We start from the raw sequence: 22,057 nt of genomic DNA, 5'->3' as shown, positions 1-22,057 counted from the left end.
TGTCCTTTACGCATCCAGCCAGCATTTGATCGGTGCCCACGAGTACATCAGGAACCCATTGGGGTCGTTCTTGTAGCCCTGAACCTGGGTGGAGACACCGTCAACGAAGTCATTGAACATCGGGGCGATCAGACCGCCCTTATCCCGAATGATTCGTGCCATTTTGGAGTATAGCTCGACGCGCTTTTCGACATTCAGTTCACCACGGGCTTCGAACAACAGCTTGTCGAATTCGGGATCGTTGAACCGTGTGTCGTTCCAATCTGCAGATGACAGATAAGCGGTCGTGTACATTTGATCCTGAACCGGGCGACCTGACCAGTAGGAGGCACAGAACGGTTTGTTGTTCCAGACCTCGGACCAATAGCCATCGGACGGGGTGCGTTCGATCTGGAGGTTGATCCCGGCAGCCGCTGCGGATTGCTGGAACAGCTGTGCCGCATCAACGGCACCCGCGAAGGCGGCATCCGACACATAGAGAACAATCGGAGATCCATCATGCCCGGACTTCTTATAGTGTTCGGCTGCTTTTTCCGGATCATATTTGCGCTGTTCAATCGTGTTGTCGAACAGAGGATACGATTCGTTGACCGGAATATCGTTGCCGACCGAACCAAAGCCGCGCAGGATTTTCTCGACCATCTCTTCGCGGTTGACGGCGTATTTCAGCGCAAGCCGCAGGTCATTGTTGTCAAACGGAGCTGTGTTCGTGTGCATCGGGAACACATAGTGCGCACGGCCTGATACTGATTTGATCTCAAGATTCGGAGCACGCTCCAGCAGGCTGGCCACCTTGGGGTCGACACTGTTGACCATGTGTACCTGGCCGGATTGAAGCGCCGCCATACGGGCCGTGGCATCGTTGATGACCAGAACCTCGACCTCGTCCACGTGACCCAGACTATCGTCCCAATAGTTCGGGTTCTTTTTGAATGTGTGGCGCACACCCGGTTCGTCGACTTCGATGATATAAGGCCCGGTGCCGATGCCGGCGTTGGGGTTGTCGAACCCGCCGTCGGGCTGAACGACCAGGTGCCAATCCGCCATAAGATAGGGAAGGTCAGCAGTGGGGTTTTCCATCTCAACCGTGAAAACATCCCCCTCGGCTTTCATCGACTTAATACCTTTGAGAACACCCAAGGCACCGGATTTGGAGTCTTCGTTGGCGTGGCGTTCGACCGTACGCAGGAAATCCTGGGCAGTAACGGTTTTGCCGTTCTGGAATTCCACGCCCGGACGAACTTTGAAATTCCAGGTTTTGGCATCGGCAGAACCCTCGACGCTTTCAGCCAGTCGATAGTCGATCTCGCCTTCGGCTGTGACGTCTACGATTTGTTCCCCATACAGACGCAGAACCATGCCGGGGACCTGCGTTGCAGCCACTGCCGGGTCCAGTGTGTTGGTGCTCTCGCCGCCCAGCATACCAATTTTCATTGTGCCGCCCTTGACGGGACCGGCCGCGCGTGCGGCATCCGCGAACATTGTGCTGGCCATCGCAGCGGAAACACCCAGGGCCGCCGCTTTTCCCATGAATTCACGACGGGTCAGTTTTCCGGCCGTGACCTGCTTTGACATGTGAGTGAGTTGTTCGTTCATCCAGAATTCTCCCAGTTGTTTGGATAGTCAGCCCGTTGAAGGGCTTTTTATTGACGCACGAGTCAAAGTAGGAGCATTTCAGGGTGACGGGCAAGTGAAAATCTCTTGGAAAAAGAAGGGAATCCTACAATTGACTGTGTTGGGTGGCATCCTCAGAGGCCTTAGGAAAACCCAAAAGCTCGTTTTCATAGCCACTTACTCTGGACCGAACGAAAAATTTGACTGGCGTCAGATCATCTTGCGCAAAACCCTGCATGGCACGGGTAAACTGCACCGAATTGCTGTTTATTGATTCTATTGGTGAGGCATCTGTAACGAAAGCACGAGCCGGCCTCGTGGATCGTCTCTGTCACGTATACGGTGGCGGTCGAGACCAGCTTGCCGAACTCGGCTGCATAGATGCGATGGGCTTGGCAGTCGCGTGTTGGGCTTGCTGCAGGCGACATTGATTGGGTCAGGACATAGGGTCAGCTTCGGATCGCGATCATCAAATCCATCACGTTCGTGCCCGTCGGCCCCGTGATCAGTAGTGCGCCTGCCTTGTCTAGGAAACTGCCGCTATCTGCGGTGTTCAGGTAAACCTGTGCTTTTTCCGACCATGTTTCACCGGTAACGATTGCCCCGGCCGCGTCGGTGGGTCCGTCTGTGCCATCGGTCCCGCCAACGATCACGGTTAAATCCGGTTGCCCTGCAATCTCGTGCGCCAGTGCAAGCGCCAGGGCCTGATTGCGTCCGCCGCGTCCTGGCGTGTCGGGCAGAACAACGGTGGGTTCTCCGCCAAACACCATGGCGCCCTTGGGCATGTTTCGCAGGCGTTTGCCGATTTGCGCTGCGACCGAGAGGTAATCATCGTGCATCGTTTCTTCGTTCGCAAGGACATCGAACCCGGCTTGCTCGGCCGCCAATGCCGCAGCGTTCCGGGCATGTGCATTTGATGCGATGATCGAGGTCCGGGCGGCGAAGCCCGGCTTGTCGGGCAGCGACCCGATTCCTGATCCGATCACGCCCAGCTCATCTCCGGGGACATCCGAGATCGCCAGAACGGTCACGTTTGCTCCGGGGAAAAGCGACAACAATCCGCCACCTTTGATCCGAGACAGCTTGCGCCGTTCGGCATTCATTGCGCCGATATCCAGCCCTTCGCCGAGCAATCGATGGTTGAGGGCAGCAAGATCATCCAGTGTTTTGCCCAGCACAAGATCCTCGGCCAGCGAAGAAGCTCCGCCTGAAACCAGCAGCAACAGATTGCTGTCGTGTTTCATGCCCTCAACCGCTTCGCGCAAAGCCCGGCCTCCCGCCAGACTGCGGGCATCGGGCACCGGGTGTGATGCTTCGATGACCATCACATGCCGGGGCAGGTCGTCGCCATGGCCATCTTTGGTAACAACCAAAGTGGGCAGAGCTCCGAAGCGTTCGGTCGCTGCGCGGGCCATGGCACCTGCGGCCTTTCCAACGGCCAGAATCTGGTCTGGCCGTTCAACCGCTTGGATCGCCTCCAACGTTGCGCGATAGCCATCAACCGCCGCGACACCTGCGCGCCAAATATCCTGAACCTGTCGAGAACCCTGCATCAGCTTTCCATCCAAATTGTCACTGGCCCGTCATTGACCAGCTCTACGGCCATGTCGGCTCCGAACGAACCGGTTTCGACCGGAATGCCCTGATCCGACAGTTTGCGTGCAAACGCCTCATAGAGCTGTTCGCCCTCCGCCGCAGGGGCTGCCTCGGAGAAGCCGGGTCGGTTTCCGCGGGATGTATCGGCCGCCAGTGTGAACTGGCTGACGACCAGCGCCGAGCCCCCGATATCCAGTATCGACCGGTTCATTTTTCCCGCATCGTCTTTGAAGATACGAAGCTTTGCGATCTTTTCGGCCAGTTGCGCGACCTGAGTTTCTCCATCGCCTTGCATCGCGCAAACCAGGATCATCAATCCAGGACCGGATCGCCCGATCACCGTTCCAGCGACTGTGACCGAGGCATTGGAGATTCTCTGAAGCAGCGCTCGCATATACTGTTCCTGTTTCGCTTTTTCGCGTGTTTGCTGGCCTATCCGCACCAGTCGACGACATCATCCAATAGGGCACGTTCTGTCCGGAAAGCGCGGCACGAATGGTGCTCGGTCAGCAGAGTGTTCAGAGCGTTAAGGTGCAATTCGCCATCTCCCTTCTGGCACGCCGCGCAGGATGCGCCCGCGTACGGGCATGTGCAAGAGGGCGCGAGGTGCCCTGTCAATACTCATGAACGCTATTGCTGTCCGGTGGCGACCAGATATCCGACACCAGCCGCTACGAGTAGCCCCAGAACCACCGCGATTGCAATCTTGATTGCGGACCAGGGTCGTTCACCCTGCACGCGGCCGGTCCGTCCATTGACTACGAAGCGATAGGTCTGGCCACGGTATTTATAGGCAGCCATCCAAACCGGCAGGAGGATGTGTTTGAATGTGACGTCGCGCACTTCGGTATCGACGGCGTGGATGCGTTGCCGGTCGCCACCGATATCAAACCGCACATCTCGTTCGATCACCCGCGCCATATGTGCGCGGGCCTCTTGATATCCTTGCTGCAGTTCGATCGTGTAGGCCTCAGCACGGAAGCCGGCGAGATATTCGGGCTGATAGGGCTCAAGCGCAGGTAAATCCCATGGTTCCAGCGCGTCAGTATATGATTTGGGCAAGGATTGAGACGCCAGCACCAGCACATCGTCAAAGAACCGCGTCACGCGGCCGGATTTTGGTGTCCAGCGCACCTTGGGAACTTGTTGCTGGACACGCTTCCCGTCGCGCATGACGGTCCGCGTCTCGTAATAAACCACGCCACGCTCGCCCCGATAGGTTGATTTCGTATCGGCGTCGAAGGTCCAGTACGGCACGTAAATGCCCTGCATCCTGCGGCCTTTGCGGGCGTATTCCTTCAATCCGTTGGGCGCAAACCAAAGCCGCCCCAACCAGTCGCCCATCGCTTTGTGCGCCGAGCGTTCGTCCAGCGCAAAAGGCAGAACACCGCGTGGTTTGATATGGCGGCTCACACCGGTATCGGTCACCACCGGAGTGGCACAGAACGGACACTCGGCTGCGTGGGTGTTCGGATCGAACTCAACCTGTGCGGCGCAGTTTGGGCAGGTGAGAACCCGGGTTTCTTCAATCTCGCTGTCGGGCAAACGGTCCGCCATGGCTGCGTCGAAATCCAGTTCGCGCAAACTGGCACCACCCCACGGGCCAGCGCCGATGGCTTCGGAATGACCGCAATGGTCGCACGTCAACGTCCCGTCACCCGGATTGAAACGATAATCCGCTCCGCATTGCTCGCAGGGAAAGCGGTGTTCGTCTTTCGCCATTACAGAACCCCGATCATCGGTTGCCGCCCGCCCGTTTAGGCACCGGGTGGCGGAGGTGGCAGGATCGTGAACAACTGCGCCAGTTCCTGAACGTCGCCAGCCTTTTTCCAGCCATCCTGACCGGCAGTCCAGACATGCGTATCGCGTGTGATCTCACCCTCCGTTGCCATACGACCCATTTTAGCTTTGGAGAACGGTCCGCTGGTCTGACCATCCACCGCAATGTGCCAGACATGTTCAACGGGCGGAGGTGGCGGCGGGGCGGCGTGCGCTGACGGCTGCGGAGCAGCGGGTGCGGAACCGCCCCATGGGCCGCGCGGCTGACCCGCTGCCATGTTCGACATCTGATGCGCCATCGCCATACCCATTCCCATCCCAAGACCGGCACCCATGCCGCCGCCTTGGCCGGGGTTGTTGGCCGCTGCTGTCATTGCCTCGGCTGCGGAATACTGCGTGAATTTCCCCAGATCGCCTGCTAACCCCATCGAGGTCCGCTTGTCCAAAGCCGCCTCGACCGCAGGCGGCAGCGAGATATTCTCGATGTAGAACTCGGGCATCTCCAGCCCGTACCCGTCCAGAACGGGTGAGACCTCGGCCGCGATCAGCTTGCCCAGATCAGCGGTGTTTGCGGCCATGTCCAGAACCGGTATCCCAGACCCGGCGATGACGCGGCTGAACTCCTGAACGATGATGTTTCGAATCTGAAAGCTGATCTCGTCCATCGTGAACTCGCCGTCGGTGCCGACGATTTCAACCAGGAATTTCGCCGGATCTTTCACACGCACCGTATAGGTCCCGAACGCCCGGATGCGGGTCGGGCCAAACTCGGGGTCGCGCAGCATGATCGGGTTCTTCGTGCCCCATTTCAGATCATTGAAACGGGTGGTGCTGACGAAATATATCTCGGACTTGAAAGGCGATTGGAACCCGTGATCCCAGTGCTGCAGAGTGGTCATGATTGGCATATTGTTGGTCTCGAGCATATAGAGACCCGGCGTGAAGACATCCGCCAGTTGACCCTCATGCACGAACACCGCAGCCTGACCCTCGCGCACAGTCAGCTTGGCACCGTATTTGATCTCGTGGCCCTCACGTTCGAACCGCCAGACCATAGTATCCCGGGTATCGTCGACCCAGTGGATGACGTCGATGAATTCTCCGGTCAGAAAATCGAATATTCCCATTGGATTTCTCCTGTCTTCGGGGTCAGAGCGACTGCCCCATCAATTCACGTGCAATGATACGGACCACCGGGCGGGCTTCGTCCGCGGTCATGCCCGGCTTGAGGCGCGGGTCATACAGAATGGTCAGCAGCTTCTCGTCATGGCTGGTGAGCAAGGCAAACTCGTCGTCATCGTTGAAGATCGACGGGCGCGCCGAGGGGCTGTCATTGGGCAGTCCCAATCCTTGCGCAATCTCTTCGTGAATACAGCTCAGGCGCACCAGATCCGGGTGTTCTGCCCGGATCAGGGCAACCGCGCGGGTGTATGTCTGCGGTGTGCTGTTCGAAGCCGACGTGAACACGAAGCAATAGAAGGAGCGGGGCAGGTTGTCGAAAAGGTCCAGTTGCGCTTGTCCGATGCCCGGGATCAGTTGCCGTAGCCGGGCCTGAACGTAAGCGGAGTCATCTTCACCGGCCACAAAGACATGAAAATTCGCGTTCCGCGCTGTGGTCGAGACCGAATGGCCGGTCAGCCGAGACAAACGGTTCGCATAGGCATCGATACGGGCTGCCTCTTGCTGACGCACGTCAGGCGCGACCGAGGGGCCGAACTCGGGTTGGATACGCACCGGCGCGGACCAGCGGCTGAGCTGTCGGCTGGTACGACCGCTGCCGCTCGAAACCGCCTGCCCGGGATACTCATTGTAAAAGGCGATGGTTTCGAAGTTTCGTGCCAGATCGTCGGCGTCGTATGGCGTGTCTGGCCCGCCCCCATCCGTTCGCAGCAATCCACGTGTCAACAGGTTGTTCTGAACACCTTCGTAATAGCGCGCAAGGTCAAGGCTGGCCGGGGAAGGCGCCTGATACGCATTGCTCAGCCCCTGCGGCGGGGCCGGGCGCGGCTCGGGAACGATGGACGTGGTTAACGCAGAATCGCAGCCAGCCAAAGCCAGCAGCGACAATCCCAATACTGCAGTTCTAGCGCGATGAACTGGCCGCACGCCCGCTATTCCCATTATCCGGGGACGGCCGTTCCGGCATTGTCGCCGATCCCGTCCTGCCGCGCCTTGGCCGAGGCGAGCGTATCGCGCAATTCGGCCTCCATCTTCTTCAATTCTTCCTCGGCTGCGGCGCGTTTGGCTTTGCCTTCGTCCGCAATCGCCAAGCTTTCATTGATGGTGCCGATCAGGTCCGCATTGGCTTGTTTGACGGCTTCGATGTCGAAGACACCACGCTCCATTTCCTCGCGGATCATCTTGTTGGACTCGCGCAGGTTGGCCGCGTTCGAGGTCAGCAGCTCGTTGGTCAGATCATTTGCGTCGCGCACAGCCGCGGCGGCCTCGGCGCTGCGCTGGATGGTGACGGCTTGTGCAAGCTGCGTTTCCCAAAGCGGTACGGTGTTGACGAGGGTCGAGTTGATCTTTGTCACCAGCGACTTGTCATTTTCCTGCACCAACCGGATCGAGGGCAGTGACTGCATGGTCACCTGACGGGTCAGTTTCAGGTCATGGACCCGGCGTTCCAGATCGTCGCGTGCCGCACGCAGGTCGCGCAGCTCCTGCGCCTTCATTACTTGTTGATCTTCTGGCGCGGCCTGAACCTCGGCCTCTTTTTCAGGAATATCGTGGCTGTCCAGTTCAGTCAGCTTTTCCTCACCCGCCGCGATATAGAGCGCCAGTTCGTCGTAAAATTCCAGCGTCTTTTCATACAAAAGATCAAGTGATTTGATGTCTTTGAGCAGCGTATGTTCATGTCCAAGCAAATCGTCGGTGATGCGGTCGATCTGGCTTTGTACATCCTCGTACTGCGCTGTGAACTTGGCGAACGGCGCGGCGCGGCCCAACAGCTTTTCCCACCAGCTCCGCTCGCGGCGAACATCCAGCTCGCTGACCGAGAAGCCACGGATCGTCGTCACGATGTTGCGCAGGCTGTCGCCCGCTGGCCCTACGTCCTTGTTGCGGACATCGGCCAGCATCGCCTGGCTGATTTCCTGCAGTTCCGCCTGCGCGGATGAGCCGAACGAGACGATCGAATTGGTGTCGCCCATGTCGATCTCGCCCATCCGCTTTCGGATTTCGGCGCCAACCGGTTCGTCGGCCTCTTCCAGGGGGACGATCTCGGCCTGTGGTTCGGGCAGGGCAACGGCCGTGACTTCCTGTACCAGCGTTTCGGCTTCAACCGCTTTGTTTTTGACCTTGTCGGACATGGGGTAATCCTCGCTCATATAATAGCCGGTCAGTCCAACCGGACGCCTTCGCGCTGCAACCGGTCGCGCAGCACATCAATTTCAACCGTCAGATCACTGCGGTCATCCAATAGCATTTTTCGCGTCCGGGCCGCGAAATTCTGTTCCAGATCATCCAGCAGGGCCGAATAGTCAGCCAGCGCCTGTGCGTCGCGGGTGCGGGCGTAGACATCTGCAAATTTCACCGTCGCATCGCGCGCACCTTGCAGATAGACCGTCAGGTACTTTCGCGCTCCCGCCAGATCGCGCGGATCTTCTTCGACCGTTCGGAACAGATCGCGGGCGGTGTCCTGAAACCGCTCGACACGTGCTTCGATCTGCCGGTCTCCGGCCCGTTTGATCGCGTCCGTCATTTGGTCAAGATGGGATTCTGCATCCTCGACAACACGCGCAACGCGGTCCTGTTGGAAGGTGTCGATGCCCTCCATGCCCTTGTCCTTCATGGGGTCCAGGCCAAAGGACACGGAATGCAGCGCTGTCGCGACGACGCCAAACAGAACCGGTGCCAGCAGGCTGGCCTGCGCAGCAGTTTCGGCATCCAGAAACTCAGTCCGGTACGAGGCCAAAGCCGCGCCGAGGCCCGTCAGGACGCTGGAGAATATCTTGCGGGGAAAGGCGGGTCGGCGTGCCGAACGTTTGGCATTATAGGCGGCTTCGGCGCGCAAGCCTTCGCGCAGCAGAAACGCTGCCGCCGTTAACAGCCCCGCCGCAACCAAGCCGATGGTCATGCCGATCGCGCCGTCATTCAGGGATAAGAAAACCAGCGGAATTGCCGGGACAAACAGCACATTCGCACGCGCGCCCGCCGGTTCGACCCGCGCCCCGTCGAACTGCCCGCGGGCGGGTTGATCCTGATCTGAGGGCGCTCCCTGAGGGCTGAATTTCCCGCCGAACCGTTTGGCCATGTCCTTACAAGCCCCCCAGCACACCGGTACAGACGCCGAACAACAGCACCAGCAGCGCTGCATAGGCCAATTTTTGTACTCCGGTCCCGGACATGGTGCCCCCCAACTGTGGCTGTCACGGAAAATTTAGGCGATGCGAGGGCTTGGCGCTAGGGGGAAGGTTGCTTAACCCGCGTCACTTGCGAGGTTTCTTGCCGATGGCCGGTCTTTTGCGCTGAGGCCAGGAGGGACGTTTTGCAGCTGGCTTACCGCGTTCCTCAGTTTCCAGACCCAATTGGTCACGCATGACACGGCGGCGGATTTCCTCGACCTCACCGGGTTTCAGATCACCCAGCTGGAACGGGCCATAAGAGACACGCAAAAGACGGTTCACCACGTAACCGATATCCTCGATGGCGCGACGGATTTCCCGATTCTTGCCTTCGCGCAAACCGATTGTCAGCCAGGCGTTTGCGCCCTGTTGACGATCCAGTGAGACTGTCATCGGTTGGAACCGCTCACCTTCAATCACCAGCCCTTTGCGGAGAGGTGCGAAATCCTCGTCCTTTGGACGCCCATTTACCCGCACCCGGTATTTTCGCAGCCATCCGGTCGAAGGGAGCTCCAGCTTGCGCTTGATCCCGCCATCATTGGTCAACAGCAGCAGGCCTTCCGAGTTCAGATCGAGCCGCCCGACACTCATGACTCTCGGCATGTCCTCGGGCAGGTCGTCGAAAATCGTCTTCCGCCCCTTTTCGTCGCGCGCTGTTGTCACGAGGCCCGGTGGTTTGTGATAGAGCCAAAGCCGTGAAGGCTCGGGTTCGGACACCAGTTTGCCATCGACGGTGATCCTGTCCTTGGCTGTTACATTCAGCGCTGGGCTGCTGATCGCCTTGCCATTAACGGTCACGCGACCTGCTTCGATCATGCGTTCAGCTTCGCGACGCGAGGCGACGCCGGCGCGGGCCAGCACTTTGGCGATCCGGTCGCCGGGAGGAGGGGTGTTGCTCATCCCTCGGCCATAACGCATCCCGGCGGCTTGCGAAAGGCGGGTTTCTGAGGCAGTCAGAGGCATGGAGTTCAGATCTCACATGAAACTGGCGCTGGAGCAGGCGCAGGCGGCGGCGGACCGGGGTGAGGTGCCGGTGGGCGCAGCCCTCATTGGACCGGGCGGGCAGGTTGTTGCGGCTGATGGAAACCGGACGCGCGAGTTGAACGATCCCACAGCTCATGCCGAGATACTGGTCTTGCGTGCCGCCTGCCGGGCAGCCGGGTCGGAACGCTTGCCCGATCACGATCTTTACGTAACGCTGGAGCCATGCGCCATGTGCGCCGCCGCGCTAGCTGCTGCACGCATTCGACGTGTGTACTACGGCGCATCTGATCCCAAATCGGGTGGCGTGGCGCATGGCGCACGCGTGTTTTCCCACCCGCAAGCGCACCACCGGCCCGAGGTTTATGATGGTATCGCCGCAGATGAGGCCGCTGCGCTGCTTAAGCAGTTCTTTGCAGCGCAGCGCGGATAGATCAGGCCGGTTTTACAACCAACTCACGTGGTATGTCGGCTAAGGGTTCGCCGCCTGTTTCGGTGACCACAAAGCTTTCGGTAATGGCCAGCCCCCATTCGGATGTCCACAGGCCAGGCATCAAATGGAATGTCATGTTTTCCTTCAGTTCTGTTGTGTCACCGGGCCGCAAACTCATGGTGCGTTCGCCCCAGTCAGGGGGATAGCTCAAACCAATCGGATAGCCGGTGCGGTTGGCTTTGACGTAACCGGCGCGGGCAAAACTGTCGTAGACGCAGGCGGCGACCTGCTCGCAGGTCGTGCCCGGGCGTGCCGCAGCCAAAGCATCCTCAATTGCCTGCAGTACCGCCGCTTCGGCCCGGCGAATGTCGTCAGGAGGATCACCCAGAAACAGGCTGCGACTGGCAGGGCAGTGATAACGGCGATAGCAGCCCGAAATTTCGAAATAGGTCGCCTCACCAAGGCTGAGCGGCCTGTCGTTCCATGTGATGTGCGAGGCCGAAGCTTCGGTCCCGGAAGGGGCGATGGGAACGATGGCCGGATAGTCCCCGGCCAACCCCGGTAACCCGGCAATACCAGCGGCCTGAACCTCGGCAACCAACCGGTTTTTGGGCAGACCCTCGTGGAAGGCGTCACGCAACACCTCGTGCATATGCGCAGTCAGTCGTCCTGCTTTGCGCATCATGTCGACCTCTGTGTCGCTTTTGACCGCCCGCTGCCAGTTTACAAGACCGGTGGCATCCGACAGCGCGGCCTCTCCGAACGCGTGCTGCAGAACGCGATGGCTGGCGGCAGAGTAATAGTAATTGTCCATCTCCACGCCCAGCCCGGATGTCCAGCCACGCTCTTGCAACACCCCTACCAGCGAGTCGACCGGATGGTGATCTGGGTGCTGGACATGTTCTTCGGGCCAATCCAGCAGTTCCGAGGCATCAAGCCAGGTGGTCTGCGCCGCGCCGGCCTTGTCCTGCGTCCGCCCCCACCAAAGTGGCGATCCGTTGGCTGGAAGGATCACCATCTGCGGCACGTAAAAGCTCCATCCGTCGTAACCCGTGAGCCATGCCATGTTCGACGGATCGGTGATCAGCAGAGTTTCAATCCCCTGTTGCCCCATCGCGGCGCGGGTCTTTGCGATACGGTCTGCATATTCCTGCGTGCTGAAATCCGAGGCGGGCATCAGAGAGAGATCGCCTTCATCACTTCGGGCTCGATCACGTCGACCCCCGGCAGACCATCGATCAAACGCTGAGCCGACTGTTCGAGAATCGGAAAGGTCTTGTAATGGCAGGGGATAACTGTCTTGAAGTTGAAGTATCGTTTAGCCGCATAGGCGGCGCCCTTCATGTCCATGGTGAAATGGCCGCCAGCCGACAGGATTCCGATGTCGGGTTTGTAGTAATCCCCCATCCACTCCATATCTGCCATGATATCCGTATCGCCAGAGACATATACCATGTGCCCTTCGGTCTCGATCATATATCCGACTTCGGTGCCGCCCGTGCGCAGACCGTCAGGGGTAGAGAACGTCGAGCTGTGCGAGGCAGGCACCATCGACACTTTGAGGCCATTCAGATCCACCGTGCCGCCCTTGTTGAACCCAACTGTTTCTAGACCCTCGGCTTCGGCCCAGTACCCCATCAGGTCGTATTGGCCGACCACCGGCACGTTCAGGTGTTTTGCGAGCGGGAGAACATCAACAACATGGTCGAAATGGGCATGGGTCAGCAGGATATGTGTCGCACCGGCGACTGCCGCATCATGTTGATCTTCGGCCAAAGCGGGGTTCCCGGTCAGCCAGGGATCGATCAACAGAACCTGCCCTTCGGTTTCGATACGAAAGCTGCCATGTCCCAGCCAGATGATATTCATAAGGAATCCTCCCATTTACCGCTTGGCGTCAGCCTAACATCGGCTATGTAAAAATCCATGGATTGGACACATGAAATTGACGGCTATTGCGAGCGCTTGTCGCCCGCGTATTGGGCCGAGCCGATAAACGCGGTAACCAATGCCGCGTTCCTGATTGCGGCCTTTGTGATGTGGCGCAGGGTGCGCGGGCAGGGTGCGCCGCTGGCGATGGTATTGGTCGCGATTCTGGCGATGATCGGAATTGGCAGCTATCTGTTTCATACCCATGCGCAGGTTTGGGCTGCGGTCGCGGATACGACGCCAATCCTGCTTTTCATTCTCGTCTACATCTACGCGGTGAACCGCGATGTCTGGGGGCTGAGCCCCAGGTACGCGCTTGGCCTGACGGCGCTGTTTATCCCTTATGCGGCGCTGACGATCCCGCTGTTTCAATTGGTACCGGGGCTTGGTGATTCCTCAGCTTACGCACCGGTCCCGCTATTGATCCTGATTTACGCTTTCTTGTTGCGCCGGACCGCCCCGGACACCGCACGCGGTTTGGCGGTCGGAGCATGTATCCTGATCGTGTCCATCACCTTTCGGGCGCTGGATGGCCCGATATGCGGGTATCTGTCCATGGGAACGCATTTCATGTGGCATATCCTGAATGCCATCATGCTGGGTTGGATGATCGAGGTCTACCGGCGTGCGGTCAGGACGGAGTCTGCTTGATGATCTGAGCAATACGTTCCCCGATGATGCGGCTGGATTTGCGGGACGGGTGGATCAGATCGAATGAAAAATACGAGGCATCGCCCGGATGTGCGACGTCCTGAACCGAGACGAAGGTAATCCCGTCTTCCATCTGCGCCAGTCTGGTGATGCGAGCTTCGAATTCATCACCTTCATCTTTGCAATGTTCAATTGGCGTAATCAGACCGGGGCTGCGCAGGTATCCGACATAGATGACCTGCGTTCCTCCATCACGAATCCGGCGCAGAAAGTCCGGTACCTGACCCCGTTGCCCGTCTTCGGAGATCATGGTGCTTATGACACCGCCGCATCTTATACAGCCGCAGCCCAGCATCAGGTCGTTGCCGCCCCCATTTACGATCGCCCAATCCCATTCCCCGGGCACGAACTGAGCTTGGACACCGGACTCCGGAGAGCCATCGACGCCAAACCCCGTGCGCAGCCAGGCTGCTGATGCCGAGCGATCCAGTACAGGCTCACCAATTGACCGTTCGACAACATCCGGGATTGAGTTGCCCGATGTGGCATTCCAGGCCAACAGGGAATCACCGACCGCGATGATCCTGGCGTCGGGCGCGTTGGCTGGCATCTCCTGACAGCATGACAGAAGGCCAAGGCATCCGAGCAGAACTAGCAATCTGTGCATGACCGAGCTGTCCAAACGCTATTGCGACATTCATAGAAAGCCGGGAATTGGTAAACGCACGGTTAACAACGGTTAACAGATGTGTCGTGTGTGTCAGTCCCGGAATGCTCCGGCCAGAGCTTCGGGCAGGTCGAATTCGTCCAGAACACGGGCCCGGCCTTCGGCAGACATCTTGAATGCGGTTTTCTCGACGATGCGTTGTATCTTTTCGTCTGAATGTTTGGCTGCGAAAGGTGCGAAATACCATTTCAGAAAGACGAAACAGATTACATCCTCAAGCGCCTGCACCTCGGCGTTGCGTTTGATTCCCTGCTTTCGCAGCATCTGACCGACGGCTTCGATCTGATCTGCACGGTATTCGGCCTGCTCCATAAATCCCTGCACGACATCCGCGTGATATACGCCCTGCGCTTTGCGCCACGCCAGATACCCCGCACGGCCCTCGGGGTATTCTGTGCGTTTCAGTTTCCAGCGTTCCACATGCTGTCCCCGGGCGGCGATCTGCAAGGCGTCCGATGCGTTGGGAAACAGCCGGTCGAGTTCCGCACTCATGCGCTGGCCATAAAGCAACTCTGATGGCTGTCCGTCCTCCATATGAGGGTCTTGTGCATTAGCCGCGTCAATCGCGTCCAGAACTGCTTGCTTGCGTGTGCCCATATTCCGCTCCGTTAGCTTGCCCGAACGATACCCGGCGGGTGGTTCGGTTTGTGGTCTGGTACCATGCTAGCGACTTGTCGGGGCGGGTACAGCCGTCAATTGTGGAAAAAGCGCCGGATCGGCGGGGGGCGGGCCGATCCGGCGTGCGGGCTGAGTTATTTCCCAGCCCGGGTCTGGTCTTTGGTGACAGGTTCCGAAACGGGCTCGGGGAAGCTCAGATTTCGGGTCAGGTTGTTCATGTCAATTCCCAAAGCCAGTGCGGGAGAGGTCAGAACTGCAGCGGACAAGATGAGGGCGGGGAGTAGAGTTTTCATGGGTTGTCTCCGGTTTCTTAACTTGGTCACGTTACTGAAATGAACAGTTCGGTTCAGTTTTCAATGCTAAAAGTGAACTAATCGGTTTACTTATTTGCATATCAGGCATTCAAAAATGCATGGCAGGCCGCGATCCGGGGCTTGAATCCACGTCCGCAGCCCGCTGGTCTTGCGACCGCTGCGGCAGACGGGTAAACGCCCCCTAACGCATATGAGGTTTTCCGATGTCGATTGACCAAAGCACCGCCGCCAAGGTGGCCAAACTGGCCCGGATCAAGGTCGAGGATGACGCGCTGCCCGCGCTGGCGTCCGAATTTAACACCATCCTTGGGTTCATCGAGCAACTGAACGAAGTGGATGTCGACGGCGTCGAACCGATGGTTTCGGTCGAGCCGATGCGCCTGAAGCGTCGTGAGGATGTGGTTACCGACGGGAACCAGCAGGACAAGGTGCTGGCCAATGCCCCTGACGCCCGCGAAGGCTTTTTCGCAGTCCCCAAAGTGGTGGAGTAAGACATGAGCGATCTGAATAAATTGGGCCTGGCCGAGGCCCGCGACGCGCTGCGTAAGGGTGATGTGACCTCGGTTGAACTGACCGAATCTTGCCTCAAGGCTATTGATGAGGCCGACGCGCTGAACGCTTTTGTCCACAAAACGCCCGAGATCGCGCTGGAACGCGCCAAGGCAGCGGACGCGCGGATCAAGGCAGGTGATGCGCCATCCATGTGTGGGCTTCCGATCGGCATCAAGGATCTGTTTTGCACTAAGGGGGTGTCGTCGCAGGCTGCGTCCAAGATTCTGGAAGGCTTCAGGCCGGAATATGAATCCACAGTCTCGCAGCAACTGGCCGACGCGGGCGCGGTGATGCTTGGCAAGCTGAACATGGATGAGTTCGCCATGGGCTCGTCCAACGAAACCTCTGTTTACGGAAACGCCGTCAGCCCGTGGCGGCGCGGGAACGATGACGCGCAACTCACCCCTGGCGGTTCGTCAGGTGGCTCTGCCTCGGCAGTCTCTGCCGATCTGTGTCTGGCCGCGACTGGCACCGATACCGGCGGATCGATCCGCCAGCCTGCCGCGTTTGTCGGCATTACCGGCATCAAGCCGACCTATGGCCGTTGCTCGCGCTGGGGTATCGTGGCCTTTGCGTCTTCGCTGGATCAGGCCGGGCCGATGACCAAGAACGTTCGCGATGCGGCGATTATGCTGGAGACCATGTGCGGCCACGACCCCAAGGACTCGACCAGTGCCGAACTGGCGGTTCCGAATTTCGAGGCGATGCTGACCGGCGATGTCAAAGGTAAAAAGATCGGTATCCCAAAGGAATACCGCATGGACGGAATGCCTGCCGAGATCGAAAAGCTGTGGTCTGATGGCGCTGAGATGTTGAAAGCCGCAGGCGCCGAAATCGTCGATATCTCGCTGCCCCATACGAAATATGCGCTGCCCGCTTACTACGTGATCGCGCCTGCCGAGGCATCATCGAACCTCGCCCGCTATGACGGCGTCCGCTACGGTCGCCGCGCGCATCTGGCGCAGGGCGATGGCATCACTGAAATGTACGAGAAAACTCGTGCGGAAGGCTTCGGCCCTGAAGTGCAGCGTCGCGTGATGATCGGCACCTATGTGCTGTCGGCTGGTTTCTACGACGCGTATTACAACCGTGCCCGCAAGGTGCGCACTCTGATCAAGAAAGACTTTGAAGATGTCTTCGCCGCCGGAGTCGATGCGATCCTGACACCCGCGACCCCATCCGCATCCTTCGGACTGGGTGAGATGACCGAGGCCGACCCGGTTCAGATGTACCTGAACGACGTCTTTACGGTGACCGTGAATCTGGCCGGTCTGCCTGGCGTTTCGGTGCCCGCCGGTCTGGACAAGCAGGGCCTGCCGCTGGGCCTTCAACTGATCGGGCGCCCGTGGGACGAAGGTGAACTGCTCAACACCGCCTATGCGCTGGAGACTGCCGCCGGGTTTGTGGCCAAGCCGGGTAAATGGTGGTAATCCTCTGACCCGCAGAACAACAAGAAGACGGAGCAGCCAAATGCGTACATTGCTTCTGATCCCCGCACTGGGGCTTATCGCGGCTTGTGACACCGTCGCACCTGTCGCCGGAACCGGATTCAATACTCCGGAATATCAGGCGCAGCGCGAGGCGCAACTGGCGGGGCAAGGGCAATCGGGGAACCCGCTGCTGCCTCCCGAGGCGATTTCGCAGCAGCCGCTGTCGGCGCAAGGAGGCGCGGGGACAGTTACGCCAGTCAACAATGGCAGTGCCGCTGATATCGCAAACCAGACCGCAGCTGCGCTGGCCAGCACGTCGGGTAAACCGGTACCTGCGGCCTCCGTTGCCAATAACGCCGGTATTTCTGACGAACAGGATTTCGATGCCGTTTCGAACCGCCGCAGCATCGACGCCGATGCCGCGCGGATCGAGCAAAACCGCCAGACCTATGAGGTCGTCGCGCCAACCGCAGTACCCCAGCGCGGGTCGGATGGTCAGCCGAACGTCGTACAATACGCACTCAGCACCTCTAACCCGGTGGGCACACAGCTCTACAGCCGAGCGGGTTTTAATCTGGAGGCAAAAGCACAGCGCAACTGCGCACAATTCGCCTCGCCCGATCAGGCTCAGATCGCATTCCTGTCCAACGGCGGCCCCCAACGCGACCGCAAGGGGCTGGACCCTGATGGTGACGGTTACGCCTGCAGCTGGGACCCCAGCCCGTTCCGCAGTGCCGTCAACAACTGACCTCTCACCTATCTGGCACCCGTCACCCAATTTCGGCCCCCGCCGGGACGGGCTGGAACCCTCGCTGATCGTGCTGCACTATACGGCGATGCGGAGTGCTTCCGCTGCGCTCGAGCGCCTCTGCGACCCCGGTCCCGAGGTATCAGCCCACTACCTGATTGGTTCCGATGGCACGCTTTGGCAACTCGTACGCGAGGAAGATCGCGCCTGGCACGCCGGGGCGGGAGAGTGGCATGGGCAAACAGACATCAACTCCCGCTCCCTCGGTATCGAACTGGACAATCGCGGTGATCATCCGTTCTCTGAGGTGCAGATGGCGAAACTGGAACAGCTTCTGAAAGATATCATGGGCCGCTGGTCGATTGCGCCCAAGGGTGTGATTGGCCATTCAGACATGGCGCCGGGCCGAAAATTCGACCCCGGCGCTCGATTCGACTGGCAGCGGCTGGAGCGTCAGGGCCTGGCCGCCCGCCGGGGGTATGATGAGGGGCCGTCTGATCCGCTGAGCGGGCTGTTCCGCGCGATAGCCCGAGATGCAGGTTTCACCGCAGATATCAACGATGAAGAACTTCTCGCTGCCGTCCGCCTGAGATACCGCCCATGGGCCAAGGGTTCGCTTGAGCCTGCGGATTTCACCCCATTGGGTCACGCTGCCCTCTGGACCTGATCCACCTCTTCATCTGGCCAAAAATATCCCGGGGATGAATTTGCCGCAGGCAAAGAAGGGGCTGGCCCCTTTGCACGCTCTCCTCTTGACGCCCTCCGGCCCAAAGCATACCCAGCCCAGGCGCGGAGGGCCGGATGGCCGCTGGGGCCGCATGGCCCGAGAGGAAAGTCCGGACTCCACAAGGCAACGGTGCCGGGTAACGCCCGGGCGGGGAAACCCGACGGAAAGCGCCACAGAAATCAGACCGCCCGGGATTTCGGTCCAGGGCAAGGGTGAAACGGTGGGGTAAGAGCCCACCGCGCCGCTGGCAACAGCGGTGGCACGGCAAGCCCCACCGGGAGCAATGCCGAATAGGGTCCCCGCGCGGGCCGGTCGGTGTGAACCGATACCGCCGCTAGGCACGCCTTGGCCGAGAGGGACCGGGTTGGCAGCTCGAGCCGCGCAGCAATGCGCGGCCTAGAGGAATGGTCATCGAAGGGGGCAACCCCGGAACAGGATCCGGCTTACAGGCCCTCCGCGCATATCCTGTTACCCGCCCGGGGGAGTGTAGGTGCCACCGAGTGCCGCGGCCTTCTCGGCGACGGCAACAAATTCCTGTGCCGACCAAGCGCGAACGGTCTCGATTCTGGCAACCGCACCTGTACCCGCGACGGCCATGCCAATTGCCACAGCATCGCTGCCTTCGGGCAGTTCGCTGATGACGACGACATCATTGGTGCCGGTGGTGATGTAAAAAGAGATCAGCTTGCCGCCTGCTTTCTCAAGCAAGGCCTTGACGGGCCCGGTGCGATCTTCCGGCTTCGCCAACATTCCTTTGACCCCATCTTGGGAATAAGACGCATAGGTAATGAAAACAGGCATATTTCTCTCCCTTACTGGTTATTAATTCGGAACCCCAAGACAGGCCGGTTCCATGGCCATGTTGCGCGCAGGATTGCGTGCAAATCGAAAAACCCGGACAGGGTCGCAGCCGGGCGTAACTATTGATGTGAGTGGTTTTGGGCGCCGGGTTTCGCATCCGGCTGGTGATTATCTCGATCCGCGAAGCTGGTTTCGCGCGTTGGCGTGACCCTATCACAGAATCGTGAGCGCACCAAATCGGCTGCTCTTGAAGCAGCGTCAGGAATTGTTCCCCGAGTGCGGCGAATCCGGTTGACTTGGGCGCATGAGCAGGTAAAAGCGCACGCTCATAAGGATTCAACCGAAAGGCCCCTGCCTTTTCGGACGCAGGAGATAACCATGGCGAAGCCGACGACAATCAAGATCCGTCTGAACTCGACCGCGGGCACGGGCCACTTCTACGTGACCAAAAAGAACGCGCGCACCATGACCGAGAAAATGACCATTCGTAAATACGACCCGGTCGCTCGGAAGCATGTCGAGTACAAAGAAGGCAAGATCAAGTAATCTGCTTTCTTGATCGGAACATCTGAAAAGGACTTTGCCTTGGCAAGGTCCTTTTTTGTTGCCACCGGTAATTCGCAACCCTCACGCCATCACAGATCATGTGACTCGCCGAAGGCGGGCGTTGCACGGGCGCATCAGCCAGTTGACCGTTCTGGACTCAGGCGGCTTGCATTTTCGTACACCCTGCCGCTACGCTTGAGGTAACCTTTCCAAAATGTTGACCGCCATGAAAAAAATCTTGTTGCCCGCTATCGCTGTACTGACTTTGGCAGCCTGCGAAGATCCCTTTAATCGCGAAGGCGTTGGTTTCACCGGGATAGATGGTGAACCGCGTACGGTTTCCGACGTGAAAGGCGCCGTGGCCTTCGTGCCGCCTGCAACCAACATTCCGGCGGAACTCGCCAAACTGCCCACGGTTCAGGTCGCATCCGATCACACCGAAATCTCCAAGATGGCGAAGGTCGCAATCGAAAATGGCGGTCGTACCGACACCAGCGCCGTTCAGATGTCAGGTCAGAGCACCAACCTCTTGCTTAGCACGGTCAGTGTAAACGGTACCTTGTTCGGTGTTTTGCGGACCGAGGAGGGAGACACCAGGGTCGACAATTCCATTGGTACCATCTTCGGCAACGAAACCGAGCGGTTTACCGGTTGCCTCCCTGCTGGAGAGGTCTATGGCAAAGGATCATCAAAACGAAGCTCGGGCTTTGCGGTCCCGCTAAACTGTAGCTGATCGCAAAATCTCTCGATGGAACCGTGCCGCTGCAGTGAGGCATCTGGTGCGGTTGGGCAATTCAAACACAAAACCTGCGGCGATCATCGCGGCAGGTTTTTTTGCTCTTAAGTAAGAAATCAGAGCTGAGCTTGGTGTTGCAAGCCATCAAATACCAGAAAAGAGTTTCTCGGGGGCGAGCTTTCGCTCTCAAAAGCGCGTAAGCACCGATCCAGAATGAAGAAACCCGAAATTACCGCGTTTTCGTGCTTTTGATTCTGAGAATGGAGCAGATGCGCTTTTAGACAATTGCGATCATACTTCGTATATCAGCCAGCGCGCCAGCGAGCGGCCCTTTTGTGACCTAACAATATCGAGACTGCTCCCGCGCATGTCGCCATCGGCATTGAAAGCAGAGGTGGCGGTATAGATTGAGGGCAGTCGATTGGGAAAGTTCACCGGGTGATTGTGGCCTCTGTTTCCCGCGAGCCATGGGTTTTGGAAGCTGTTCTTCTCAGCCTGATTTTACGGAATCTGTTGTGCGTTTGATCGAAATTTACGCTCTGCCGCCAACCAAGTCCCCAAAAAAGAAGACCCGCCTAACACAGCGTTAGGCGGGTCTTTCGCGTTTTGTATGAGTACAGTTTTACTCTCTGTTCCCCAGCAGCTGCAGCAGGAACATGAACATGTTGATGAAGTCCAGATACAGGTTCAACGCCCCCATGATCGCCGCTTTGCCCAGCCACTCCTGATCGCCTGCATGGGCCATCTGCAGGTAGGTCGTCTTGATCTTCTGCGTGTCATAGGCGGTCAGGCCCGCAAAGATCAGAACACCAAGAATCGACACTGCGAACATGATCGCTGGCGATTGCAGGAAGATGTTGATGACCATGGCCACGATAAGGCCGATCACACCCATCATCAGGAAAGTGCCCATGCCGGACAGGTCTTTCTTGGTCACGTAACCGTAGAGCGACAAGCCCGCGAACGCGATCGATGTCACAAGGAATACCTGTGCAATCGAAAGGCCGGTGAAGGCCACGAAAATCCAGCTCATCGACAAGCCCATGACAGCTGCGAAGGCATAGAAGAACAGCTGTGCACCGGCAGCCGACAGACGGTTGATGGCGGCGCCAAAGCCAAACACCATCGCGAGGGGAGCGAACATCACGATCCAGCCCAGGATGTTGGGGCTTAGCGTGACTGGATCACGGAAGATCGAAAGCAGCTGCGGGCTAGAGCCAACGGCCCAAGCCACAGCAAAGGTAATCAGCATACCCACGGACATTGTGCCGTAGACTTTGTTCATATGGGCGCGCAGGCCCTCGTCAATCTCGGCAGCGCGCGCGCCGGAGGCCGTCCGGATCGTGTCGAATTGTGCCATTTAAGGGTCTCCCTTCAATATTCTAGGCCCGGCCTGCGATTGCAGGTCGGTTTCTCAGTAAATATCGGAGAGTACGGCCCCCGTTTCAAGGGTTTTGCGACCAAATCTCAGCAAAACTGTCAGCAAATTTTGCGACTCGCGCAAAAAATTTGGCGACTTCTCGGTTGAA

General features: G+C 58.7%; 24 protein-coding genes and 1 other RNA gene. 9 read left to right on the top strand and 16 right to left on the bottom strand.

What is annotated here, in order from left to right; all coding sequences use genetic code 11:
• Nucleotides 1–6 precede the first annotated feature (6 nt).
• From RA27_RS08610 to RA27_RS08565, 9 genes are all read right to left on the bottom strand, one after another.
• The gene (locus RA27_RS08610; RefSeq protein ID WP_039536672.1) at nucleotides 7–1,596 is read right to left on the bottom strand and encodes an ABC transporter substrate-binding protein; all 1,590 of its coding nucleotides are present in this window, start codon (nucleotides 1,594–1,596) and stop codon (nucleotides 7–9) included.
• A gap of 467 nt (nucleotides 1,597–2,063) precedes the next feature.
• Nucleotides 2,064–3,167 (bottom strand): DUF4147 domain-containing protein, encoded by a 1,104-nt coding sequence (locus RA27_RS08600; RefSeq protein ID WP_039536669.1) that lies wholly within the window; start codon nucleotides 3,165–3,167, stop codon nucleotides 2,064–2,066.
• The gene (gene dtd / locus RA27_RS08595; RefSeq protein WP_039536668.1) at nucleotides 3,167–3,604 is read right to left on the bottom strand and encodes a D-aminoacyl-tRNA deacylase; all 438 of its coding nucleotides are present in this window, start codon (nucleotides 3,602–3,604) and stop codon (nucleotides 3,167–3,169) included. Before dtd ends, RA27_RS08600 begins: the two co-directional genes overlap by 1 nt.
• 236 nt (nucleotides 3,605–3,840) lie before the next feature.
• The gene (locus RA27_RS08590) at nucleotides 3,841–4,932 is read right to left on the bottom strand and encodes a TFIIB-type zinc finger domain-containing protein (RefSeq protein WP_039536666.1); all 1,092 of its coding nucleotides are present in this window, start codon (nucleotides 4,930–4,932) and stop codon (nucleotides 3,841–3,843) included.
• 35 nt (nucleotides 4,933–4,967) lie between these two features.
• The gene (locus RA27_RS08585; protein WP_039536665.1) at nucleotides 4,968–6,116 is read right to left on the bottom strand and encodes an SPFH domain-containing protein; all 1,149 of its coding nucleotides are present in this window, start codon (nucleotides 6,114–6,116) and stop codon (nucleotides 4,968–4,970) included.
• 22 nt (nucleotides 6,117–6,138) lie between these two features.
• On the bottom strand, nucleotides 6,139–7,110 hold the full coding sequence (locus RA27_RS08580) for a DUF2927 domain-containing protein (RefSeq protein WP_193746483.1): 972 nt from the start codon (nucleotides 7,108–7,110) through the stop codon (nucleotides 6,139–6,141).
• Nucleotides 7,110–8,300 (bottom strand): toxic anion resistance protein, encoded by a 1,191-nt coding sequence (locus RA27_RS08575; RefSeq protein WP_039536663.1) that lies wholly within the window; start codon nucleotides 8,298–8,300, stop codon nucleotides 7,110–7,112. The genes RA27_RS08580 and RA27_RS08575 overlap by 1 nt, the downstream gene beginning before the upstream one ends.
• A gap of 29 nt (nucleotides 8,301–8,329) precedes the next feature.
• Nucleotides 8,330–9,244 (bottom strand): 5-bromo-4-chloroindolyl phosphate hydrolysis family protein, encoded by a 915-nt coding sequence (locus tag RA27_RS08570; protein WP_039536661.1) that lies wholly within the window; start codon nucleotides 9,242–9,244, stop codon nucleotides 8,330–8,332.
• 175 nt (nucleotides 9,245–9,419) lie between these two features.
• Complete coding sequence (locus RA27_RS08565) at nucleotides 9,420–10,298, bottom strand: pseudouridine synthase (RefSeq protein WP_039536660.1); 879 nt, start codon at nucleotides 10,296–10,298, stop codon at nucleotides 9,420–9,422.
• Here RA27_RS08565 and RA27_RS08560 point away from each other — a divergent pair.
• Nucleotides 10,297–10,749: a nucleoside deaminase gene (locus RA27_RS08560; protein WP_039536658.1), complete on the top strand. Its 453-nt coding sequence runs from the start codon at nucleotides 10,297–10,299 to the stop codon at nucleotides 10,747–10,749. The genes RA27_RS08565 and RA27_RS08560 overlap by 2 nt on opposite strands.
• A 1-nt stretch (nucleotide 10,750) precedes the next feature.
• On the opposite strand, the gene RA27_RS08555 is transcribed toward RA27_RS08560, so the two are convergent.
• Both RA27_RS08555 and RA27_RS08550 read right to left on the bottom strand, forming a co-directional pair.
• Nucleotides 10,751–11,926: a M24 family metallopeptidase gene (locus RA27_RS08555; RefSeq protein ID WP_039536657.1), complete on the bottom strand. Its 1,176-nt coding sequence runs from the start codon at nucleotides 11,924–11,926 to the stop codon at nucleotides 10,751–10,753.
• Nucleotides 11,926–12,618, bottom strand: coding sequence for a metal-dependent hydrolase (locus tag RA27_RS08550; RefSeq protein WP_039536655.1), 693 nt, complete (start codon nucleotides 12,616–12,618; stop codon nucleotides 11,926–11,928). Before RA27_RS08550 ends, RA27_RS08555 begins: the two co-directional genes overlap by 1 nt.
• A gap of 57 nt (nucleotides 12,619–12,675) precedes the next feature.
• On the opposite strand from RA27_RS08550, the gene RA27_RS08545 reads away from it, so the two are divergent.
• Entirely contained in the window at nucleotides 12,676–13,329 is a 654-nt protein-coding gene (locus RA27_RS08545) for a ceramidase domain-containing protein (RefSeq protein WP_039536654.1), read from the top strand.
• Here the strand turns inward: RA27_RS08545 and RA27_RS08540 are convergent.
• The 3 genes from RA27_RS08540 to RA27_RS24380 all read right to left on the bottom strand — a co-directional run bounded on the left by RA27_RS08540 (nucleotide 13,310) and on the right by RA27_RS24380 (nucleotide 14,967).
• Nucleotides 13,310–13,996, bottom strand: coding sequence for an SGNH/GDSL hydrolase family protein (locus RA27_RS08540; RefSeq protein WP_039536652.1), 687 nt, complete (start codon nucleotides 13,994–13,996; stop codon nucleotides 13,310–13,312). The two genes, RA27_RS08545 and RA27_RS08540, sit on opposite strands and share 20 nt — an antisense overlap.
• Before the next feature lie 93 nt (nucleotides 13,997–14,089).
• Entirely contained in the window at nucleotides 14,090–14,653 is a 564-nt protein-coding gene (locus RA27_RS08535; RefSeq protein WP_039536651.1) for a DUF4202 domain-containing protein, read from the bottom strand.
• Nucleotides 14,654–14,808: 155 nt separating this feature from the next.
• Nucleotides 14,809–14,967: a hypothetical protein gene (locus RA27_RS24380; RefSeq protein ID WP_193746482.1), complete on the bottom strand. Its 159-nt coding sequence runs from the start codon at nucleotides 14,965–14,967 to the stop codon at nucleotides 14,809–14,811.
• 224 nt (nucleotides 14,968–15,191) lie between these two features.
• On the opposite strand from RA27_RS24380, the gene gatC reads away from it, so the two are divergent.
• The 5 genes from gatC to rnpB all read left to right on the top strand — a co-directional run bounded on the left by gatC (nucleotide 15,192) and on the right by rnpB (nucleotide 18,907).
• A complete protein-coding gene (gene gatC / locus RA27_RS08530; protein WP_039536649.1) occupies nucleotides 15,192–15,479 on the top strand; it encodes an Asp-tRNA(Asn)/Glu-tRNA(Gln) amidotransferase subunit GatC in 288 nt (95 codons plus the stop codon).
• Between the two features lie 3 nt (nucleotides 15,480–15,482).
• Nucleotides 15,483–16,970: an Asp-tRNA(Asn)/Glu-tRNA(Gln) amidotransferase subunit GatA gene (gatA, locus tag RA27_RS08525; RefSeq protein ID WP_039536648.1), complete on the top strand. Its 1,488-nt coding sequence runs from the start codon at nucleotides 15,483–15,485 to the stop codon at nucleotides 16,968–16,970.
• Between the two features lie 40 nt (nucleotides 16,971–17,010).
• Nucleotides 17,011–17,718: an excalibur calcium-binding domain-containing protein gene (locus RA27_RS08520; RefSeq protein WP_039536646.1), complete on the top strand. Its 708-nt coding sequence runs from the start codon at nucleotides 17,011–17,013 to the stop codon at nucleotides 17,716–17,718.
• Nucleotides 17,702–18,385, top strand: a complete 684-nt coding sequence (locus RA27_RS08515; protein WP_241484022.1) for an N-acetylmuramoyl-L-alanine amidase — start codon at nucleotides 17,702–17,704, stop codon at nucleotides 18,383–18,385. Before RA27_RS08520 ends, RA27_RS08515 begins: the two co-directional genes overlap by 17 nt.
• A gap of 122 nt (nucleotides 18,386–18,507) precedes the next feature.
• Nucleotides 18,508–18,907: RNase P RNA component class A (rnpB, locus tag RA27_RS23115), an RNA gene on the top strand.
• A gap of 6 nt (nucleotides 18,908–18,913) precedes the next feature.
• Here rnpB and RA27_RS08510 read toward each other — a convergent pair.
• On the bottom strand, nucleotides 18,914–19,246 hold the full coding sequence (locus RA27_RS08510; protein ID WP_039536645.1) for a GYD domain-containing protein: 333 nt from the start codon (nucleotides 19,244–19,246) through the stop codon (nucleotides 18,914–18,916).
• A gap of 378 nt (nucleotides 19,247–19,624) precedes the next feature.
• Here RA27_RS08510 and rpmG point away from each other — a divergent pair, with 378 nt between their 5' ends.
• On the top strand, nucleotides 19,625–19,792 hold the full coding sequence (gene rpmG, locus RA27_RS08505; protein ID WP_010441901.1) for a 50S ribosomal protein L33: 168 nt from the start codon (nucleotides 19,625–19,627) through the stop codon (nucleotides 19,790–19,792).
• Nucleotides 19,793–20,018: 226 nt separating this feature from the next.
• A complete protein-coding gene (locus RA27_RS08500; protein ID WP_193746481.1) occupies nucleotides 20,019–20,525 on the top strand; it encodes a lipoprotein in 507 nt (168 codons plus the stop codon).
• A 625-nt stretch (nucleotides 20,526–21,150) separates the two neighbouring features.
• Here the strand turns inward: RA27_RS08500 and RA27_RS08495 are convergent.
• Nucleotides 21,151–21,888, bottom strand: coding sequence for a Bax inhibitor-1/YccA family protein (locus RA27_RS08495; RefSeq protein WP_039536640.1), 738 nt, complete (start codon nucleotides 21,886–21,888; stop codon nucleotides 21,151–21,153).
• Between the last annotated feature and the right edge of the window lie 169 nt (nucleotides 21,889–22,057).

The sequence above is a fragment of the Ruegeria sp. ANG-R genome, assembly GCF_000813985.1.
Classification (GTDB): Bacteria; Pseudomonadota; Alphaproteobacteria; order Rhodobacterales; family Rhodobacteraceae; genus Ruegeria.
Note: the sequence above shows the minus strand (reverse complement) of the source record. Positions and strands in the feature narration are given on the sequence as shown.

Excerpts from the sequence above, each read along its gene's own strand:
- RA27_RS08610 (WP_039536672.1), bottom strand. The coding sequence starts at position 1,596 with ATGAACGAACAACTCACTCACATGTCAAAGCAGGTCACGGCCGGAAAA.
- RA27_RS08600 (WP_039536669.1), bottom strand. The coding sequence starts at position 3,167 with ATGCAGGGTTCTCGACAGGTTCAGGATATTTGGCGCGCAGGTGTCGCG.
- dtd (WP_039536668.1), bottom strand. The coding sequence starts at position 3,604 with ATGCGAGCGCTGCTTCAGAGAATCTCCAATGCCTCGGTCACAGTCGCT.
- RA27_RS08590 (WP_039536666.1), bottom strand. The coding sequence starts at position 4,932 with ATGGCGAAAGACGAACACCGCTTTCCCTGCGAGCAATGCGGAGCGGAT.
- RA27_RS08585 (WP_039536665.1), bottom strand. The coding sequence starts at position 6,116 with ATGGGAATATTCGATTTTCTGACCGGAGAATTCATCGACGTCATCCAC.
- RA27_RS08580 (WP_193746483.1), bottom strand. The coding sequence starts at position 7,110 with ATGGGAATAGCGGGCGTGCGGCCAGTTCATCGCGCTAGAACTGCAGTA.
- RA27_RS08575 (WP_039536663.1), bottom strand. The coding sequence starts at position 8,300 with ATGTCCGACAAGGTCAAAAACAAAGCGGTTGAAGCCGAAACGCTGGTA.
- RA27_RS08570 (WP_039536661.1), bottom strand. The coding sequence starts at position 9,244 with ATGGCCAAACGGTTCGGCGGGAAATTCAGCCCTCAGGGAGCGCCCTCA.
- RA27_RS08560 (WP_039536658.1), top strand. The coding sequence starts at position 10,297 with ATGGAGTTCAGATCTCACATGAAACTGGCGCTGGAGCAGGCGCAGGCG.
- RA27_RS08565 (WP_039536660.1), bottom strand. The coding sequence starts at position 10,298 with ATGCCTCTGACTGCCTCAGAAACCCGCCTTTCGCAAGCCGCCGGGATG.
- RA27_RS08555 (WP_039536657.1), bottom strand. The coding sequence starts at position 11,926 with ATGCCCGCCTCGGATTTCAGCACGCAGGAATATGCAGACCGTATCGCA.
- RA27_RS08550 (WP_039536655.1), bottom strand. The coding sequence starts at position 12,618 with ATGAATATCATCTGGCTGGGACATGGCAGCTTTCGTATCGAAACCGAA.
- RA27_RS08545 (WP_039536654.1), top strand. The coding sequence starts at position 12,676 with ATGGATTGGACACATGAAATTGACGGCTATTGCGAGCGCTTGTCGCCC.
- RA27_RS08540 (WP_039536652.1), bottom strand. The coding sequence starts at position 13,996 with ATGCACAGATTGCTAGTTCTGCTCGGATGCCTTGGCCTTCTGTCATGC.
- RA27_RS08535 (WP_039536651.1), bottom strand. The coding sequence starts at position 14,653 with ATGGGCACACGCAAGCAAGCAGTTCTGGACGCGATTGACGCGGCTAAT.
- RA27_RS24380 (WP_193746482.1), bottom strand. The coding sequence starts at position 14,967 with ATGAAAACTCTACTCCCCGCCCTCATCTTGTCCGCTGCAGTTCTGACC.
- gatC (WP_039536649.1), top strand. The coding sequence starts at position 15,192 with ATGTCGATTGACCAAAGCACCGCCGCCAAGGTGGCCAAACTGGCCCGG.
- gatA (WP_039536648.1), top strand. The coding sequence starts at position 15,483 with ATGAGCGATCTGAATAAATTGGGCCTGGCCGAGGCCCGCGACGCGCTG.
- RA27_RS08520 (WP_039536646.1), top strand. The coding sequence starts at position 17,011 with ATGCGTACATTGCTTCTGATCCCCGCACTGGGGCTTATCGCGGCTTGT.
- RA27_RS08510 (WP_039536645.1), bottom strand. The coding sequence starts at position 19,246 with ATGCCTGTTTTCATTACCTATGCGTCTTATTCCCAAGATGGGGTCAAA.
- rpmG (WP_010441901.1), top strand. The coding sequence starts at position 19,625 with ATGGCGAAGCCGACGACAATCAAGATCCGTCTGAACTCGACCGCGGGC.
- RA27_RS08500 (WP_193746481.1), top strand. The coding sequence starts at position 20,019 with ATGAAAAAAATCTTGTTGCCCGCTATCGCTGTACTGACTTTGGCAGCC.
- RA27_RS08495 (WP_039536640.1), bottom strand. The coding sequence starts at position 21,888 with ATGGCACAATTCGACACGATCCGGACGGCCTCCGGCGCGCGCGCTGCC.